Genomic DNA, 15,170 nt, shown 5'->3' on the forward strand with positions numbered 1-15,170 from the left:
TTATAAATATGCACCTCACGGTTATCGTTCACACTCCTCCGTATAGCACTGAAGACTTAGATACAGCCTATCATCTGATAAGAGCTTTCGTCAAGCGCGGAAATACCTGCACACTTTATCTGTATGGAGATGCAGTAATAGCGGTAAACAAAAACACGCGTCCCTCAAGAAGCGATAGGTTTATACCTGGAATGATAGGTGATCTTGTAAAAATGGGAGTAGAGGTTATGGCTTGTGGAGCCTGTATGCAGTACAGAGGAATGAAAAGGGAAGACATAATAGAAGGGGTTAAGCCGGCGGGGTTGGCTACCCTTGGAGAAGTATCAGCCAAGGCAGATAGACTCATAAACTTTATATAGGAGAGTGAAAAAAATGCCTAAAAGCGTCCTTATAGTTCTGAGGTGCGCTCCTTTTGGAAAAAGCATAGCACATGAAGCTTTCAGAATAGCAATAGGCTTTAGGGGAGGGGAGGTAAATACATCCATATTACTCATAGAAGACGGGGTTTTTTGCCTACTTAAGCATCAGGAAGGTTCTATATATAAGATGATGAGCCTCGTCAGATATCTAAGCGAGATGGACGAATTTGAGATTAAGCTTTACATCCATAAGCCTTCACTGGAAAAGAGAAGAATAAAAAAAGGGAATCTTATCGATATAGGAAAGCTCATAGATGATGAGGAGCTTAAGAATATTTTAGACTCACATGATAGCATCATGTTTTTTTAATGAAAATGAGAGGTGACATGAAGATGAAAAAGCTTGTATTGGTGAAAGAATCTCCTTTCTCAGGTGCATTACCCAGCTTCGTATGGAAAAATCTAAATAGAGGAGATACAATTCTATTCATACAAGATGGTGTGATATTTGGACATGCTATGCCTGATAACCTATACGAAGAGATCAAAGAGCTGAGAGAAAAAGGCATTGAACTTCTGATCTTAGAGCCGGATCTTAAGCTAAGAGGAATCCATCTTTCATTCCCTGATATGTTCAAAACCATAGATTATGAAGAATTTGCCAAGCTCGTGGAGGAATCAGAGAAGATAGCAGCATAGCGTTTTACAACCCACAGTACGTCCTTCTCTATCTGCTTTTTAAGCTCCTGTAAGCTGGAGAATTTCATCTCCGAGCGTATTCTTCGCAGAATCTCCGTTTCAATAATCTCACCATAAAGATCACCGTTGAAATCGAGTAAATGAACCTCTACAACCCGCTTTTCTCTCCTATCTAATATAGTAGGCCTATAGCCTATATTCATGGCACCGAGAAATCTTTTCCCATCAAGCTTAACGAGAACGGCGTAAACGCCATTAGGAGGCAAAAGCTTTTCCGGGGGAATGGATAGATTTGCGGTTGGAAAGCCAAGCTTTCTCCCCAAGCCATCGCCTCGCACGACTACACCCTGAAGCGTATAGCTTCTGCCAAGTAAAAGAGCGCCTTCCCCGACCTTTCCCTCACTTATAAGCTTTCTTATAATGGTACTTGATACGATTCTCCCCATTACCGCCTTTGGAGGGGTTATCTCCACGCCTATTCCATATCTTTTAGCAAGCTCAATGAGAAGCGAAGGAGTCCCTTCCCCGCCTTTTCCGAAGGTGAAGTTAAAACCAACAGATATAAACCTCGCGTTAAGCTTATTTAATAGTATCTCTTTAAAGAAAAGCTCTGGAGGCATATTCGCCAGAGCTTTATTAAATTCAAGCTTTATCACCTCATCTACCCCGAGAGATTTGAGTATCTTATCTTTCTCTTCCTCCGTAGTTAAGAGTTTAAAATTCTCACCCTTGAAGAACCTTGCAGGATGGGGAGAAAAGGTAAGAACCGTTGATTTTATTTTTCTGGAGCAAGCGTAATTCAACGCCCTTTCTATTACCTCTTTATGTCCGAGGTGTATCCCATCAAAAGCACCTATAGATACCGCTCTCATTTTAAAACCCTCACCGGCTTTATAAAATCTCCGGTACTCTTGGCTATAGCTAAGGCTTTGCCTTTAAAGGTTAAAGCTAAAAAGCCTTTCTTATGAGAAGAGCGTTTGATGAGATTACCATTGCTTATTCTTATCGCCTCTTTTGGAGAAATCTCTAAAACCGGCATGATTTCGCTTAAAACGCGTTCTATAGACATATAGAAGCGAATAAGAGCTTCTCTATCCCAAGGTCTCGCTGCATTTCCGAGATCGAAAGGACCTATACGAATGCGCTTAAGATGCGAGAGAAAAGCTCCAGTACCAAGCTCCTCTCCTATGTCCTCAACAATCTTCCGAACATAGGTTCCCTTAGAACACCTTATCCTAAAACTAAACCTTTGGAACGCTTCATCCTCCTCAAATGAAAGAAGATCAAAGTCATACACTTTTACCTTCCTTGGCTTAAGCTTCAAATCGCTAATGCCCATTCTCGCATACTCATAAAGCCTTCTTCCACCCACTTTTACAGCGGAATAGATCGGAGGGGTTTGGGTTATCTCTCCTTTAAACTTCTCTATCGTTTCAAGGACATCCTCCATAGATACTCTCTTGCTTCTTTCCTCTATGATTTCTCCGCCCCTATCACCAGTTGTAGTCTTAAGCCCAAGTATAGCCTCTCCCTCATATTCCTTGTCGAGATCCGTTAGGAAGGGAACCAGCTTAGTTGCAGAGTTTAAACAGATGAGGAGTAAACCCTCAGCATGCGGATCGAGCGTGCCAGTATGACCGGCTTTCTCGATCCCTAAGCTCTCCTTCACCTCTTCAACACAATCCATCGAGGTATAAAGAAGAGGCTTATTTACTTTAACCACTCCATCCATACTTTTCCCTTATGCTTTCGAGGACTAAATCCCTTGCCTTTTCAAAGTGAGCGCTTATAACGCAACCTGCTGCCTTCTCATGTCCTCCTCCACCAAACTTTGCAGCTATCTCTCTCACACCAACGTTACCATCAGTGGAACGAAGGCTTACTCTTATCCTTCCATCTTCAAGTTCCCTGAAGAGAACGACTATTTTGACTCCCTCAGCCATTCTTAAAAATTGGAGGAAACCCTCTGAATCAACGAGGCTAACACCATGAAGCCTAAAGCTACTAAACGGCAAAAAGCTCCATATTACCTTTCCATCCATGCAAAGCTGAGCCCGGGTTAGCATTTCCCCTATCAGCTTGAGAGCGCTAAAGGGCTTCATCTCGTATATTCTTCTCGTAATTTCTCTTTTGTTAGCTCCTTTTGAAAGAAGATCTGCAACAATAAGGTGCGTCCTCGGAGATGTAGAGTCGTAGCTAAACCTCCCACTGTCTGTAAGTATCGCGGTGTAAAGAGCATCCGCAACCTCGGGAGATATAAGCTCGGTTTCCTCCCATCCAGAAAGAATTTCGTAGACGAGCTCACCTGTGGCAGAAGCTTTTGGGTCAATAAGATTTAAATCCCCATATCTTTTATTATCGAGATGATGATCTACATTTATTACGAAACCTCCCAAATCTCTTACCTTAATCCCATCTCCCATTCTATCAGGATTAGCAGAATCAAGAAAGATACATATATCCGCTTGCTCTCCCAAAACGGAGTCTAAACGTTCTATTTTATCAGAACCGCGTAAAAACTCATACACCTTTGGTACAGGATCGGGGTTTAACATTCTTACATTTTTACCAAGTTTCTGAATGGCCAATCCCATACCAAGAAGGCTACCTATAGCATCCCCATCCGGTCTTTCGTGAGATACCAGAAAGATATCGTTAGCCTCCCTTATCTTCTTCCGTATCTCCGATATGATCTTCGCCTTCATGCCTTATCGCCACCTTCGATAAGATTTGATCTATGCGAAAACCATAGTCTATAGATCTATCTTCCTTAAAAATCAACTCTGGTACAACTCTAAGCCTCATCTCTCTACCAAGCTCCCTTCTTATATACCCCTTAGCTCTATCGAGTCCGCTCATGACCTCCTCAGGCTTGGGTACACCAAATATACTCACATATATCCAAGCCCACCTCAGATCCTTTGAGACCTCCACTTTGGTCACGCTAACTCCTTTAATTCTTGGGTCTTTTAATCCCCGGGATATAAATTCCCCAACGAACCTACGTATTTCCCTTTCAACCCTCTTTATTCTAAACTGACTCATCCTTAATCACTTCCCTTAAATTCACAAGATTTCTATCCACCAATCTTCCACCCACACATTTCCTTGCCTTTCTAAAAAGGCAAGCACATTATTAAGAGCATTATCCAGAAAAGCTCTTTCATTTCCCACAATGGCGATACCAAGAACACATTCCCTCCACTTATCGTTCTTTCCTATCTCAGCCACCGAAACATTAAAGCTATTTCTTAACCTTGCTATGATTCTCTGGATACAAGTTCTCTTCTCTTTAAGCGTTCGAGCAGAAAAGAGTCTTAAATGAACCTCGAGAATACCGACAAGCATCAGCTCAAAAAGATCAATCGCTAAAGGGTTATCCTTCTCACTTCCTTTACTTCGAATGCCTCTATGATATCTCCTTCAGCGAAATTAGAAAAACCATCTATGCCTATACCACATTCATACCCCTTACTTACCTCTTTAACGTCATCCTTAAATCTCTTAAGAGAGGATATCTTGCCCTCATAAACGACCTCATTTCCTCGCTTTATTCTAACCTGCGCATTTCTCGATATTTTCCCATCTAAGACATAGCAACCAGCTACTCTACCACCTTTAATCTTAAACACGGCTCGCACTTCAGCCCTTCCCAAATAGACTTCCTCATATTTGGGTTCAAGCATTCCTATCATAGCAGCCTTAACATCCTCTTCAACATCATATATCACTCTGTAAAGTCTAACCTGCACACCCTCTCTCTCAGCAGCCTGCTTCGCCTTCGAATCTACTTTCACGTTAAAGCCAATTATAACCGCGTTAGATGCAGATGCAAGCATAACATCACTTTCATTAACGTTTCCTATACCGCTATGAAGGCACCTAACCTTGACCTCATCCGTCGAAAGCTTCTCAAGGGTTGGAATTAAAGCATCGAGCTCCCCCTGTGCATCTGCCTTTATAATTAAACGAAGCTCTTTCGCTTCTCCTTCCTTAACTTGCTTAAGAAATTCTTCAAGCGTAAGCTTCTTAGGTCTAAGAGCGCGCTTCTTCTCTCTAAGCTCCTCAAGATACGCTTCAACTGCTGCCTTAGCCTCTTTTTCACTTTTGACAACGCGGAAACTATCTCCTGCTTCGGGAAGAGAATTCAAGCCTATTATCTCCACTGCCATCGAGGGACCAGCTTCCTTAACTTGCCTACCTTTATCGTCAAACATGGCCCTAACTCTACCATAGGACCCCTTAGCCAAGACTATATCTCCTCTTCTCAATACTCCCTTTTTAACTATTACATCAGCTACCGGTCCTTTTCCCTTATCGAGCCTTGATTCCAACACATACCCTTCCGCAGGAGCATCGATCTCCGCTCTAAGCTCCATGTACTCTGCAAGCAAGACTATCATCTCAAGGAGCTCATCAACACCAGTGCCATGTTTTGCTGAAACTTCGACGAAAATCGTATCTCCACCCCATTCTTCAGGCACAAGTCCAAGCTCTGCTAACTGCCTCTTCGTTCTTTCTATATCCGCATTAGGCTTATCTATCTTATTTATAGCAACAATTATGGGAACACCAGCAGCCTTTGCATGGTTAATTGCCTCTATCGTTTGGGGCTTTACGCCATCATCCGCAGCCACTACAAGAACCGCAATGTCTGTAACTTGTGCTCCTCTGGCTCTCATCTTGGTGAACGCCTCATGCCCTGGCGTATCTATAAAAACTATTTTCTTACCATCGTGTTCCACAACAGAAGCTCCTATCTTCTGGGTTATCCCTCCAGCTTCACGAGCAGCTACGTTAGTCTTCCTTATTGTGTCAAGAAGTGTGGTTTTCCCATGATCAACATGCCCCATTACAGTAACCACTGGTGGTCTTGGTACAACGGTAGCGCTCACTTTTTCCTTCTCCTCCCGTACTTGAGCTTCTTCCTTCTCCCTCTCCTCTTTTTGAACTTCCTGTTTGACTTCTTTTTTCTCCTCAAGAAGGGTTTCCTCTATTATCTTAGCGGTCTCCTTATCTATCGTACTCATGTGAGTCTTTACCTCTATACCTAAATCTCTCATTTTGTCCATTAGCTCCTTGCTTGAAAATCCCATTATTCTTGCCAACTCGTAAACCCTTATCTTGCTCAAGTTTCATCACCCCCTCTGCCATCCTCCGATCAATAAAGCCGAGGACGCTACAGGCCTCCCTCCCAACTATTTTCCCTATTTCTCTTTTAGATCCATCAAATGCAACATCCACTCCTGCTTTGGAAGCAAGCTTCATTATTTCCCTTTTAAGCGACGATCCCGCATCTGAAGCCAAAATTACAAGGCTTATCTTTCCTCTCTCCAATGCCTTTACCGTGGACCTTCTTCCTAAAGTTATCTTACCCGCTTTTCTTGCAAAACCTATAAGAGCATTAATTCTCATCTTCGTTTTTCTGAAAGGTAATTTTCTACCTCTTTAAGCAAGCTTTCTTCAACCTTTTCCACTTTCAAGCTTCTCTGCAAAGCTTTTTTCCTTAAAGCCCTCTTAAGACAATCAAGGTCAGGGCAAATATATGCTCCCCTTCCGCTCTCTTTTCCTGATAAATCCAGATATACTTTCCCATCTGGACTTCTAACTATTCTTATCAATTCCTCCTTTGCCTTTTTAGCACCACAACCAATACATGTCCTTATAGGAATGTGCTTACCCCTCGTCAACGCCTGTAGCCTCTCCTTCAAGGGGTTTTATATCAATTCGCCATCCTGTTAGTCTCGCTACCAAACGGGCGTTCTGTCCTTCCCTTCCTATAGCAAGAGATAGCTGATCCGGAGGAACCCACACCCGTGCCCCTTTTTCTTCTCCTTCTATCCGTTCGATCTTTAAAACCTTAGCCGGACTCAAAGCATTAGCTATAAACTCCAAAGGGTCAGAGCTCCAGCTAACTATATCTATTCTCTCCCCTGAGAGCTCTCTGCTTACTGCTTGAACTCTCGCCCCTTTAGAACCAACACAAGCCCCGACTGGATCAACATTGGAATCGTTTGACCAAACTGCCACTTTAGACCTCACACCTGGTTCTCTGACTACGGCCTTTATTTCGACCACTCCATCATGAACTTCTGGAACTTCGAGCTCAAACAACCTTTTAAGCAAGCCTGGATGCGTTCTTGAGAGTATAATTTTAGGCCCCTTTGTTGTCTTTCTAACCTCAAGCACATAGAACTTATAAGTACTCCCTGGTTTATAATCCTCGGTATGGATCTGCTCCTGATTTGGTAAAATTGCCTCAGTCTTACCAAGATTTATCATCACTTGATTTCTATCTCTTCTATAAACGCTTCCAGTAACTATATCCCCAACTTTTCCCTTAAACTCCTCATAAATGAGCTCTCTTTCCGCTTCCTTTAATCTCTGAACTATAACCTGCTTTGCAGTTTGAGCCGCTATTCTACCGAAATCCCTTGGGGTAATCTCCAGCCTCACTATGTCTCCTTGAGCAACATCATATCCATGAGATCTCGCTTCATCTATTGAGATCTCCATTCGTGGGTCTCGAACCTCGTTTACCACCTTCTTTAAAGCAAAGACCTTAACATCTCCACTTGCAGTATCTATATCTATCTCTATGCTCTGGGCGCTTCCAAAGTGCTTTTTATAAGCAGAAATCAAGGCAGCTTTAAGCGTATCAAGAAGGACGTTCTTTCCTATGCCCCTCTCCCGCTCTATCTGCCTTATCGCTCTTATAAGCTCCTTACTCACTTTCTCTTTTCCTCCTTTTTAAGCTTTGGTTCCTCAACAAGCCTTGCCTTATTTATATTCTCGAATGAGATCCTGAACTCAACACCGTTTACTTTTACGATAACCTCGCTCTCACCTACATCTATTATCTCACCTGTGAAGTTTCTCCTTCCTTCAACTGGCTCAATTGTATTAATTTTAACAGTTGATCCTTTAAATCGCTCATAATCTTTTTTCTTAAATAAAGGCCTGTTTAAGCCAGGAGAAGAAACCTCAAGAAAATATCTTCCTTCTATAATATCCATGCTATCCAGGAGAGGATCTACAGCTCTACTTACTCTCTCACACTCTCTTAAAGATATCCCCTCGCTCGAATCTATATAAATTCTAAGCACCCTTCTTCCGCCCTCTGTTGTGAATTCCACGCCAAGGAGCTCAACGCCTTCTCTCTCTACCGTTTTCTGAATGGCACTCTCAATTTGTCTGGCTATCGCTCTAAAGTCCATTTTTTCTCACTCCTTTAAAAATAAAAGAGCGGGGAACTCCCCACTCTTCTTTTAGAACTCCTTATGCAAAGTATAACACAATTATCCCTATTTTTGCAAGGGCTATCTTAAAAAGGCATATATTTTACCCTAAAATCTAAAAGTATTTTCACCAGCTTCTCCCTAACTGATTCTACCTCCTTCCTTTTACCTTGAAACACAAATTTGCCAGAGATAAAAAGCTTATTTCCGCTTACACTTATCTGAAAAGGTTCAAGATCAACTCTCAAAGCTCTGTCTAAACTTTGGGCAAACTCCTTCGCTTTAGAAGGAGAGGAAGCGCTAAAAAGCAGCGTTTTACCAAGATATACGTCTAATCCATTTTTCCCTACAATTACAGGAAGATAGTTAGCAGCTTTTCTCCTGTTTATTTCTACTCCAAGGCTTTTGAGCTCCTTGAGTATATATTTAGCTCTTTCCATTAAAGTGGGATGGTCCATCATTATCCCGTAATCTCGGGGAGGCTTTCTTTGCGAAAGAGCGCACAGCCTCTCCATCAAGGTTAATGCTGCCACTGGGTCATATCCGGCTCTCATCATAAGCTTTATAGATCTGCGATCCGCCTCTTCTTCATACTTTCTGCTGTATTTGTTTAGTATAGCTAATCTCAGTAGATCAGCTCCTATTATTCCAGCGCCAGTTCGAGTTGCAGCAGCTATTATAAGAGCATAGATAGTCATGCGCTGAGCGTTAGCCATCTGCCTTAAAGCATGCTTGTATTCGATATGGGCTACCTCATGTGCCAAGACAGCAGCTAACTCCGATTCAGTCCTAACGAAATTAAGCATACCTTTAAATATGTAAACATATCCTCCAGGTAATGAAAATGCATTAATATCCTTCTTCGCTATAACCTTAAAGCGATATCTTATATCCTTCCTTGAGGAAAAGCGGACAAGATTATACCCAACCGCTTCAACGCGAGACACTTCTACGGGGTCTTTACTCAGGGGGAATTCTTTCTCCACTTCCTTAGCAAGCTTTTCACCAAGCTTTGCTTCGTTCAAAGACCACGCTTTGAACAAAAAAGGATTTCCTACAATGAGAAAAATTGCTAAAAAGGCAGTAGAAACGATCCTTCTCATTTACGCTGATCTATAAATCTCGGCTCAGGAACCCCAACACCGCCATAATATCCCGCTACAAGCTTTTTTCCATCCCTAACACTACGCAAAGCCTTCTTCACTTTTTCAACTTCTTCCGAGAGCTTCTTTCTCGACCTGTCTTCAACTTCTAAAATGTTAGATAGCTTATTCCTTATAGATTCAACGAGAAGCTTAATTTCTTCCCTGATATCCTCCGGAAAAAGATTCAGTACAGATGCCTTTTCATCCTTAGCTGATTCTATTAGGCTGGATAATCCAGCTTGCATCGTTTCAAGCTCCTCGTTAAGCTTATCTTGCTCCGACAGAATAACCTGCTTTTTACTAATTATCTTTAAAAGCCCTTCTATATCTACCTTCTCTATTTTTCTCTCTTGTTCATTAACGAGGCTTTCAAGAGAATCATAGAGTTTTAGTTCCTCCTTTAATATCTCTATTATCCGTTTTCCTTTATCCCGCAATATTTAGCCCTCCCTTCGCAGTTTGGGCCACTTCCGCTTTTTTCTCTTCTCTGAGCTTCTTTATAGCTTCTTCCCACGCCTCCTTTAGCCCCTGAAATAGTCCCAAAACCTCATCTATTGGTTCTATATCTTTCCTAACATTTGCCTCAACCAGCCTATAGTGCATATACTCATAGAGTCTAAAGAGATTCAATGCAATTTCACCGACATCCATATTCAGCGAAGACATTAGCTCCGCTAATATATCCTGAGCCCTTATAAGCGAAGTATGGGCTTCCTCAATGTTTTTCTCCTCAATTGCCACCTTCGCCTTTTTTAAAAAATTTATGGCTCCATCATAAAGCATTAGTAAAAGCTGCTCAGGTTTTGCCGTTTGAATCTGCATCTGACGATACTGCTCATACGCTTTCATCGCGCTACCATCCCCCGTTATTTATCGGTCTTTCAATCATATTTCCTTAAGCCTTTGGGAAAGAAGCCTAAGCGTTTCATCAAGCCTCGTTGCTACCTTTTCATAGACATCTCTTCCCCGACCATAGGGATCTGGAATTTCATACTCTCTAATCTTCTCCTCAAGCCTTTTCAAAGCATTTACATGCGGAGCCAGTTCCTTTTCCACATCGGATAAAATCAGCGAAATTTCCCTCTCCACGCGCTCAAGCTCCGCTTTAAGCTCCTCATATCTTTTCTGAAGGGCTTCAAGCTCAGCCCTTCTCTCGTTCAAAAGTCTTCTTTTCTCCTCTTGAAGCCTTTCCAAAGCCATCTCATATTCCCTTATTTCCTTTGACGCTTCCGGAAACACAACCTCAGTGAGAAGAAAAGCTTTTCCATCCGCAAAGGGAAATCTATCAAGAAGCTCTTTTTTCTGTGAAAGACTCATAGTTAATATTAAGTCCGCTTCCTCTATATCCCTCTCAGAAACGTTCCTTGCTCTGTGATGGCTTATATCGAAACCCTTTTCCTTCATGACTTCCATTGCCCACCTTGAGGCCTCCATTCCTTCCAATGCGCTTAACCCAGCAGACTTTATCTCAACGCTTTCTCCTTCCAAATATTTTTTTAAAAAGGCTTCTGCCATAGGACTACGACATGTATTACCCCTGCAAACCAGTAAAATTCTCTTTTTTCTTTTATCTTTCAAGATCCCTCACCCTACCTATTAGTTTCGCTATCTCCTTTATGGAAATCGCACCTTTCCTCAGCACCACGGGTTCATCCTCAGAGCTCAAATCCAATACCGTGGATGCTTCCCTGTATTCTGTTATCCCTCCATCTAAGACAAGCCTTACCTCAGGAAGGTTTTCAGCAGCTTCCTGAGCACTTATGGGAGGATGCCTACCACTTATATTTGCACTCGAAGCAGCAAGTATGCCAACTGCAGATATCATCCTTCTGACTAACTCTATCGCCGGTAATCTTAATCCTACTCTGCCTTCGCTATCACATAACCAGAAAGGAAGCAAAGGCTTTCTCTTCACAATTATCGTCAACGGACCTGGCCAAAAACTCTCTACTAAAGTTAGAGCTTTCTCCCCAAGAGAAACAAGCTTTCTTACATCTTCAAGTGAAGCAATGTGAAGAGTAAACAGCTTATTAGGGGGCCTCCTTTTTATCCTATAAAGTTCTTCAACTGCCCTTATGTTAAAGGCATCTACACCAACACCATATACTGTCTCCGTAGGAAAGACAACTGCCTCTCCCTCCTTAAGAAGCTTTGCCGCTTCGAGTATCCCCTCCTCGCTCAAGGGTAAGATTCTCGCCATATGTATCTCTCCTCCCTACCTCAGAGTTAAAATTATGATGCCTGTTATGGTTAGAATCATTCCTAAAGCATTCTTAAAGGTTATGGTTTCCGTCTTGAAGAGAAGCGCCATTAGTACACCAAAGAACGGAGAGGTAAAAGCTATAGGGAGCACTTTGCCAAGCTCGCCAGATTTTATAGCAGTGTAGAAGAAAGCTATTCCGAGGGAACCGGCAAGCAAACCTCCTCCGAAAGCCACAAGTGCAAACGGCTTCCAACCAGCTTTAAGCAGTGTTGACAAGGATGGTAGTGCAAGAAAAGTCAATATTAGAAGAGATATAGCAGTTCTAAGCGCTGCTCCAGCAAACGGAGGTATATTACCTAAAGCAAGCCCCTTCTTTTCAAAAAAGCTTCCTATCCCCCAGCACGCCGCCGTCAGGAGAGCGAATAGCTCTGCCTTCAAGACTCCTCCCCCTCTTCAAGGAAGCTGAAAAGAAGATTTGCTCTGCTGACCATGCCTACGAGTTTTCCATCCTTTACAACTGGGAGTCTTCTAACATTATTTTTGAACATTATGTGAGCCACCTCTAACGTGGTTGCATCTTGGTCTACAACTATGGCAGGAGATTTCATTATCTCCCTGACACTTTTATCCGCTATAGACTTCATGTTTTTAATCATTATTCTTAACCCATCTGGAATGAAAGAAATTTTACGGAGATAAGCAGCATACCCTGGAAGAGCCATCTCTATTATGTCCTTTTCTGAAACAAAACCTATGATATTACATTCATCATCTACTACAGGAAGCCCACTGACCCTATGAAGGACAAGTATCTCTATTAAGTCGCCTACCGTGAAATCTGGTGTAACCGCGGTAATATCTCTGTCCATTATCTCCTTAACCTTCACGGTTTATCCCTCCTATTCCAAACGGCGCAGTTTCACAAGAGGCTTAAGCCTCTCAACATGCTCCCTGCTTCTTATTCCCTCCTCCAAGTGTAATAGCTCTTCATACGCTGTAGCCATTGAGAAGATTATGCTTTCCTCAAGACTCATGCCCTCTATAAGACTCGCTATAAAAGCTGCCACCAAAGCGTCTCCCCCTCCAAGTATTTTAACCGGTTTATATTCCGTAAGCTCCGCAAGAAAGTACCCTTCTGGCGTTCTGAAGACATCGCCGGATTCATGGTAATCAATAACTATATACTTTATACTCCCCTTTTTCTCTATCTCCCTCACGGCTTTAATAATATCATCAAGCTCTTTTATGCTATGTCCATATATTTCAGACACATACCTGTGATCTATCTTAACGAAATCTGGAGACGCTTCTATCCCCTTAAGAAGCGGGGTACCTGCAGCTTCTAAGAATGTCATCTTCCCTCTGTCTTTAGCTTCAGAGATCAGTTCTGCATAAATATCATCTGGAACCCCTTTAGGAAGACTTCCACCCATATAAACAAAATCAGCACGATTTAACATTCTTCCGTAGGTTCTCTTAAAGCGCCTCAGCTCCTGAGGCCTTATAACAGGACCTTCCTCAGTAATTCCAACTTGTAATTCCCCCGTTAAATCCGTTATAAAGGTATCTATCCTCGTGTCACCCTTTATATAACATAAGGCAGACGTTATCTCCAACTCCTCCATCTCAACTCTAACGAGCTCCCCAGTAAAACCGCCTATGAAACCCATAACGATGCTGTCATGCCCAAGCTGCTTTAATATCCTACTCACGTTTATTCCCTTTCCACCAGCAGATCTATCTACTTCGACTGCGCGCGTCCACCCTCTATGCTTCGATTCTTTTACACGATACTTCTCATCAACCGCTGGATTAAGGGTTATAGTTATCACTGCCAAATCTCTTCTACCTCCTTCCAGCTGAAGAGCCCCTCGCGCTTGAAAACGATTTTTCCTCCCTCAAACACAAGAACGGCTGGGAAACTTTTTATTCCCCACTTAGATACCAGCTTTGGATACTTATATTTGTCAAGAACTATTACTTCCTTATCCACCGCTTCCATATGAAGCCTTCTGTTAAGCTCATCAAGAGGGTCATACATAAGGATTATCTTTCTCCCTCCCTTGTTAATCTCCTCCTCTATATGTCTCTGCTGTCTTAGATAACGCTCAACCGAAACCGCAGCGATAGCTCCATCGCCTACAGCGGTCGCTATTTGCCTTAACCCTTTAGACCTAACATCCCCGGCAGCGAATATGCCTTCAATCGACGTTTCCATTTCATCATTCGTGATTATGAAGCCATCATGATCAAGCTCTATCAATCCGTTAAGAAAGCCCGTATTGGGTTTTAATCCTATATAGACAAAGACACCAGCAACCTCTATATTTTTCATATCTCCCGTGAGAACGTTTTCTATAAGCATTCCCTTTACAAAATCTTCACCTACTATTTCCCTAACCATGGAGTTCCAAAGAATTTCAACCTTAGGATTAGAAAAAAGCCTTTCTTGAAGGATCTTTTCAGCCCTCAAGGCATCTCTCCTATGTATTAAATAAACTTTAGAAGCAAACTTGGTGAGATAAAGCGCTTCCTCCACAGCGGTATTGCCTCCACCAATCACCGCTACCTTCTCGTCGGTATAGAAAGCCCCATCGCAAACAGCACAGTAAGAAACACCCTTCCCCTTAAACTCACGCTCTCCCTTGACGCCAAGCTCTCGAGGGGAAGCTCCAGAAGCTATTATGAGAGCCTCAACGCTAACATTTCCTTGAGAAGTCATAAGAACTCTATTATCCCAATCTATACCTTTAACCTCGGCGAATCGTACCCTTGCACCGAATTTCTCAGCTTGCTTTTTCATTCTCTCTATAAGCTCTATTCCCTCAACTCCTTCCGGAAAACCGGGGTAATTTTCAACATGAGTTGCAGTTGCAACCTGACCACCTATAAAACCTTTCTCGAACACCTCTACTTCTAATCTTGCCCTCGCTGCATATATAGCCGCTGTTAGCCCAGCGGGACCAGCTCCTATTATAGCCACCTCGGGCAATCTCCTCACCTCCTCTTTTTCCTACATTATACCATCTATTCTACGGTAACGCTCTTGGCAAGGTTTCTGGGCTGGTCTATCTCTCTACCTAAGATATCTGCAGCATAATATGCAAAAAGCTGAAGGGGGATAACACTGATTAACGGGTAAAACTCATCTAATACTTCAGGTATATATATTACATCTCCCGCATGGTACCTTATTTCACCATCTCCCTCAGTTGCAACAGCTATAACTTTCGCATTCCTCGCCTTAGTTTCCTGAATATTACTTATGACTTTAGAATACAACCTATCTCTTGGGGCTATGAAGAGAACCGGCATAAGCTCATCTATCAGCGCTATAGGCCCATGCTTCATCTCACCAGCAGCATAAGCTTCCGCATGTATATACGATATCTCCTTAAGTTTCAACGCTCCTTCCATCGCAATTGGATAGTTTATGCCCCTCGCGAGATAGAGAAAATTATCATAGTGATAATACCTTTGAGCAAGCTCCTTAATCTGTGGGGAAAGTGCAAGACAAGCCTCAACA

General features: G+C 42.5%; 23 protein-coding genes. 3 read left to right on the plus strand and 20 right to left on the minus strand.

Annotated features, from left to right (window positions below; all coding sequences use genetic code 11):
- The first annotated feature begins 8 nt into the window (after positions 1 to 8).
- The 3 genes from J7M13_07360 to tusB are packed head-to-tail and all read left to right on the plus strand — an operon-like array spanning position 9 to position 1,058.
- Entirely contained in the window at positions 9 to 359 is a 351-nt protein-coding gene (locus J7M13_07360; GenBank protein MCD6363794.1) for a DsrE family protein, read from the plus strand.
- Positions 360 to 372: 13 nt separating this feature from the next.
- A complete protein-coding gene (locus tag J7M13_07365) occupies positions 373 to 729 on the plus strand; it encodes a DsrE family protein (protein ID MCD6363795.1) in 357 nt (118 codons plus the stop codon).
- A gap of 23 nt (positions 730 to 752) precedes the next feature.
- The gene (gene tusB / locus J7M13_07370; GenBank protein MCD6363796.1) at positions 753 to 1,058 is read left to right on the plus strand and encodes a sulfurtransferase complex subunit TusB; all 306 of its coding nucleotides are present in this window, start codon (positions 753 to 755) and stop codon (positions 1,056 to 1,058) included.
- Here tusB and J7M13_07375 read toward each other — a convergent pair.
- The 20 genes from J7M13_07375 to J7M13_07470 all read right to left on the minus strand — a co-directional run.
- On the minus strand, positions 1,007 to 1,930 hold the full coding sequence (locus J7M13_07375) for a bifunctional riboflavin kinase/FAD synthetase (GenBank protein MCD6363797.1): 924 nt from the start codon (positions 1,928 to 1,930) through the stop codon (positions 1,007 to 1,009). The genes tusB and J7M13_07375 overlap by 52 nt on opposite strands.
- The gene (truB, locus tag J7M13_07380) at positions 1,927 to 2,781 is read right to left on the minus strand and encodes a tRNA pseudouridine(55) synthase TruB (GenBank protein MCD6363798.1); all 855 of its coding nucleotides are present in this window, start codon (positions 2,779 to 2,781) and stop codon (positions 1,927 to 1,929) included. Before truB ends, J7M13_07375 begins: the two co-directional genes overlap by 4 nt.
- Positions 2,774 to 3,763, minus strand: coding sequence for a bifunctional oligoribonuclease/PAP phosphatase NrnA (locus tag J7M13_07385; protein ID MCD6363799.1), 990 nt, complete (start codon positions 3,761 to 3,763; stop codon positions 2,774 to 2,776). The genes truB and J7M13_07385 overlap by 8 nt, the downstream gene beginning before the upstream one ends.
- Positions 3,714 to 4,103: a 30S ribosome-binding factor RbfA gene (gene rbfA / locus J7M13_07390; GenBank protein ID MCD6363800.1), complete on the minus strand. Its 390-nt coding sequence runs from the start codon at positions 4,101 to 4,103 to the stop codon at positions 3,714 to 3,716. The genes J7M13_07385 and rbfA overlap by 50 nt, the downstream gene beginning before the upstream one ends.
- 21 nt (positions 4,104 to 4,124) lie before the next feature.
- Positions 4,125 to 4,406 (minus strand): DUF503 domain-containing protein, encoded by a 282-nt coding sequence (locus J7M13_07395; GenBank protein MCD6363801.1) that lies wholly within the window; start codon positions 4,404 to 4,406, stop codon positions 4,125 to 4,127.
- 20 nt (positions 4,407 to 4,426) lie between these two features.
- Positions 4,427 to 6,190, minus strand: coding sequence for a translation initiation factor IF-2 (infB, locus tag J7M13_07400; protein MCD6363802.1), 1,764 nt, complete (start codon positions 6,188 to 6,190; stop codon positions 4,427 to 4,429).
- Positions 6,072 to 6,473 carry a ribosomal L7Ae/L30e/S12e/Gadd45 family protein gene (locus J7M13_07405; protein MCD6363803.1) on the minus strand — a complete coding sequence of 134 codons (402 nt, stop codon included), beginning with the start codon at positions 6,471 to 6,473 and terminating at the stop codon, positions 6,072 to 6,074. Before J7M13_07405 ends, infB begins: the two co-directional genes overlap by 119 nt.
- Entirely contained in the window at positions 6,470 to 6,748 is a 279-nt protein-coding gene (locus J7M13_07410) for a YlxR family protein (protein MCD6363804.1), read from the minus strand. Before J7M13_07410 ends, J7M13_07405 begins: the two co-directional genes overlap by 4 nt.
- Positions 6,735 to 7,790, minus strand: coding sequence for a transcription termination/antitermination protein NusA (nusA, locus tag J7M13_07415; GenBank protein ID MCD6363805.1), 1,056 nt, complete (start codon positions 7,788 to 7,790; stop codon positions 6,735 to 6,737). Before nusA ends, J7M13_07410 begins: the two co-directional genes overlap by 14 nt.
- Positions 7,787 to 8,275, minus strand: coding sequence for a ribosome maturation factor RimP (locus J7M13_07420; GenBank protein MCD6363806.1), 489 nt, complete (start codon positions 8,273 to 8,275; stop codon positions 7,787 to 7,789). Before J7M13_07420 ends, nusA begins: the two co-directional genes overlap by 4 nt.
- Positions 8,276 to 8,382: 107 nt before the next feature.
- Positions 8,383 to 9,399: a M48 family metalloprotease gene (locus J7M13_07425; protein MCD6363807.1), complete on the minus strand. Its 1,017-nt coding sequence runs from the start codon at positions 9,397 to 9,399 to the stop codon at positions 8,383 to 8,385.
- Positions 9,396 to 9,878 (minus strand): flagellar export chaperone FlgN, encoded by a 483-nt coding sequence (flgN, locus tag J7M13_07430; protein ID MCD6363808.1) that lies wholly within the window; start codon positions 9,876 to 9,878, stop codon positions 9,396 to 9,398. Before flgN ends, J7M13_07425 begins: the two co-directional genes overlap by 4 nt.
- Positions 9,868 to 10,290 carry a flagellar export chaperone FliS gene (fliS, locus tag J7M13_07435; GenBank protein MCD6363809.1) on the minus strand — a complete coding sequence of 141 codons (423 nt, stop codon included), beginning with the start codon at positions 10,288 to 10,290 and terminating at the stop codon, positions 9,868 to 9,870. The genes flgN and fliS overlap by 11 nt, the downstream gene beginning before the upstream one ends.
- Before the next feature lie 36 nt (positions 10,291 to 10,326).
- Positions 10,327 to 11,019 carry a hypothetical protein gene (locus J7M13_07440; protein MCD6363810.1) on the minus strand — a complete coding sequence of 231 codons (693 nt, stop codon included), beginning with the start codon at positions 11,017 to 11,019 and terminating at the stop codon, positions 10,327 to 10,329.
- Positions 11,009 to 11,641: a threonylcarbamoyl-AMP synthase gene (locus J7M13_07445; GenBank protein ID MCD6363811.1), complete on the minus strand. Its 633-nt coding sequence runs from the start codon at positions 11,639 to 11,641 to the stop codon at positions 11,009 to 11,011. The genes J7M13_07440 and J7M13_07445 overlap by 11 nt, the downstream gene beginning before the upstream one ends.
- Positions 11,642 to 11,656: 15 nt before the next feature.
- Entirely contained in the window at positions 11,657 to 12,082 is a 426-nt protein-coding gene (locus J7M13_07450) for an EamA family transporter (protein MCD6363812.1), read from the minus strand.
- Complete coding sequence (locus tag J7M13_07455; GenBank protein MCD6363813.1) at positions 12,079 to 12,531, minus strand: CBS domain-containing protein; 453 nt, start codon at positions 12,529 to 12,531, stop codon at positions 12,079 to 12,081. Before J7M13_07455 ends, J7M13_07450 begins: the two co-directional genes overlap by 4 nt.
- A 12-nt stretch (positions 12,532 to 12,543) precedes the next feature.
- Positions 12,544 to 13,482 (minus strand): 1-phosphofructokinase family hexose kinase, encoded by a 939-nt coding sequence (locus J7M13_07460; GenBank protein MCD6363814.1) that lies wholly within the window; start codon positions 13,480 to 13,482, stop codon positions 12,544 to 12,546.
- Complete coding sequence (gene trxB, locus J7M13_07465) at positions 13,473 to 14,636, minus strand: thioredoxin-disulfide reductase (protein MCD6363815.1); 1,164 nt, start codon at positions 14,634 to 14,636, stop codon at positions 13,473 to 13,475. Before trxB ends, J7M13_07460 begins: the two co-directional genes overlap by 10 nt.
- Positions 14,637 to 14,671: 35 nt before the next feature.
- Positions 14,672 to 15,170 (minus strand): SIS domain-containing protein (locus J7M13_07470; protein ID MCD6363816.1); only part of this gene is annotated, 499 nt, incomplete at its 5' end.

The sequence above is a fragment of the Synergistota bacterium genome (assembly GCA_021159885.1).
GTDB lineage: Bacteria > Synergistota > GBS-1 > GBS-1 > GBS-1 > AUK310.

Coding starts and splice junctions, on each gene's coding strand:
- J7M13_07445 (MCD6363811.1), bottom strand. CDS start 11,641: ATGGCGAGAATCTTACCCTTGAGCGAGGAGGGGATACTCGAAGCGGCA.
- J7M13_07425 (MCD6363807.1), bottom strand. CDS start 9,399: ATGAGAAGGATCGTTTCTACTGCCTTTTTAGCAATTTTTCTCATTGTA.
- J7M13_07420 (MCD6363806.1), bottom strand. CDS start 8,275: ATGGACTTTAGAGCGATAGCCAGACAAATTGAGAGTGCCATTCAGAAA.
- rbfA (MCD6363800.1), bottom strand. CDS start 4,103: ATGAGTCAGTTTAGAATAAAGAGGGTTGAAAGGGAAATACGTAGGTTC.
- J7M13_07395 (MCD6363801.1), bottom strand. CDS start 4,406: ATGCTTGTCGGTATTCTCGAGGTTCATTTAAGACTCTTTTCTGCTCGA.
- J7M13_07375 (MCD6363797.1), bottom strand. CDS start 1,930: ATGAGAGCGGTATCTATAGGTGCTTTTGATGGGATACACCTCGGACAT.
- J7M13_07360 (MCD6363794.1), top strand. CDS start 9: ATGCACCTCACGGTTATCGTTCACACTCCTCCGTATAGCACTGAAGAC.
- J7M13_07365 (MCD6363795.1), top strand. CDS start 373: ATGCCTAAAAGCGTCCTTATAGTTCTGAGGTGCGCTCCTTTTGGAAAA.
- J7M13_07405 (MCD6363803.1), bottom strand. CDS start 6,473: ATGAGAATTAATGCTCTTATAGGTTTTGCAAGAAAAGCGGGTAAGATA.
- J7M13_07385 (MCD6363799.1), bottom strand. CDS start 3,763: ATGAAGGCGAAGATCATATCGGAGATACGGAAGAAGATAAGGGAGGCT.
- fliS (MCD6363809.1), bottom strand. CDS start 10,290: ATGAAAGCGTATGAGCAGTATCGTCAGATGCAGATTCAAACGGCAAAA.
- tusB (MCD6363796.1), top strand. CDS start 753: ATGAAAAAGCTTGTATTGGTGAAAGAATCTCCTTTCTCAGGTGCATTA.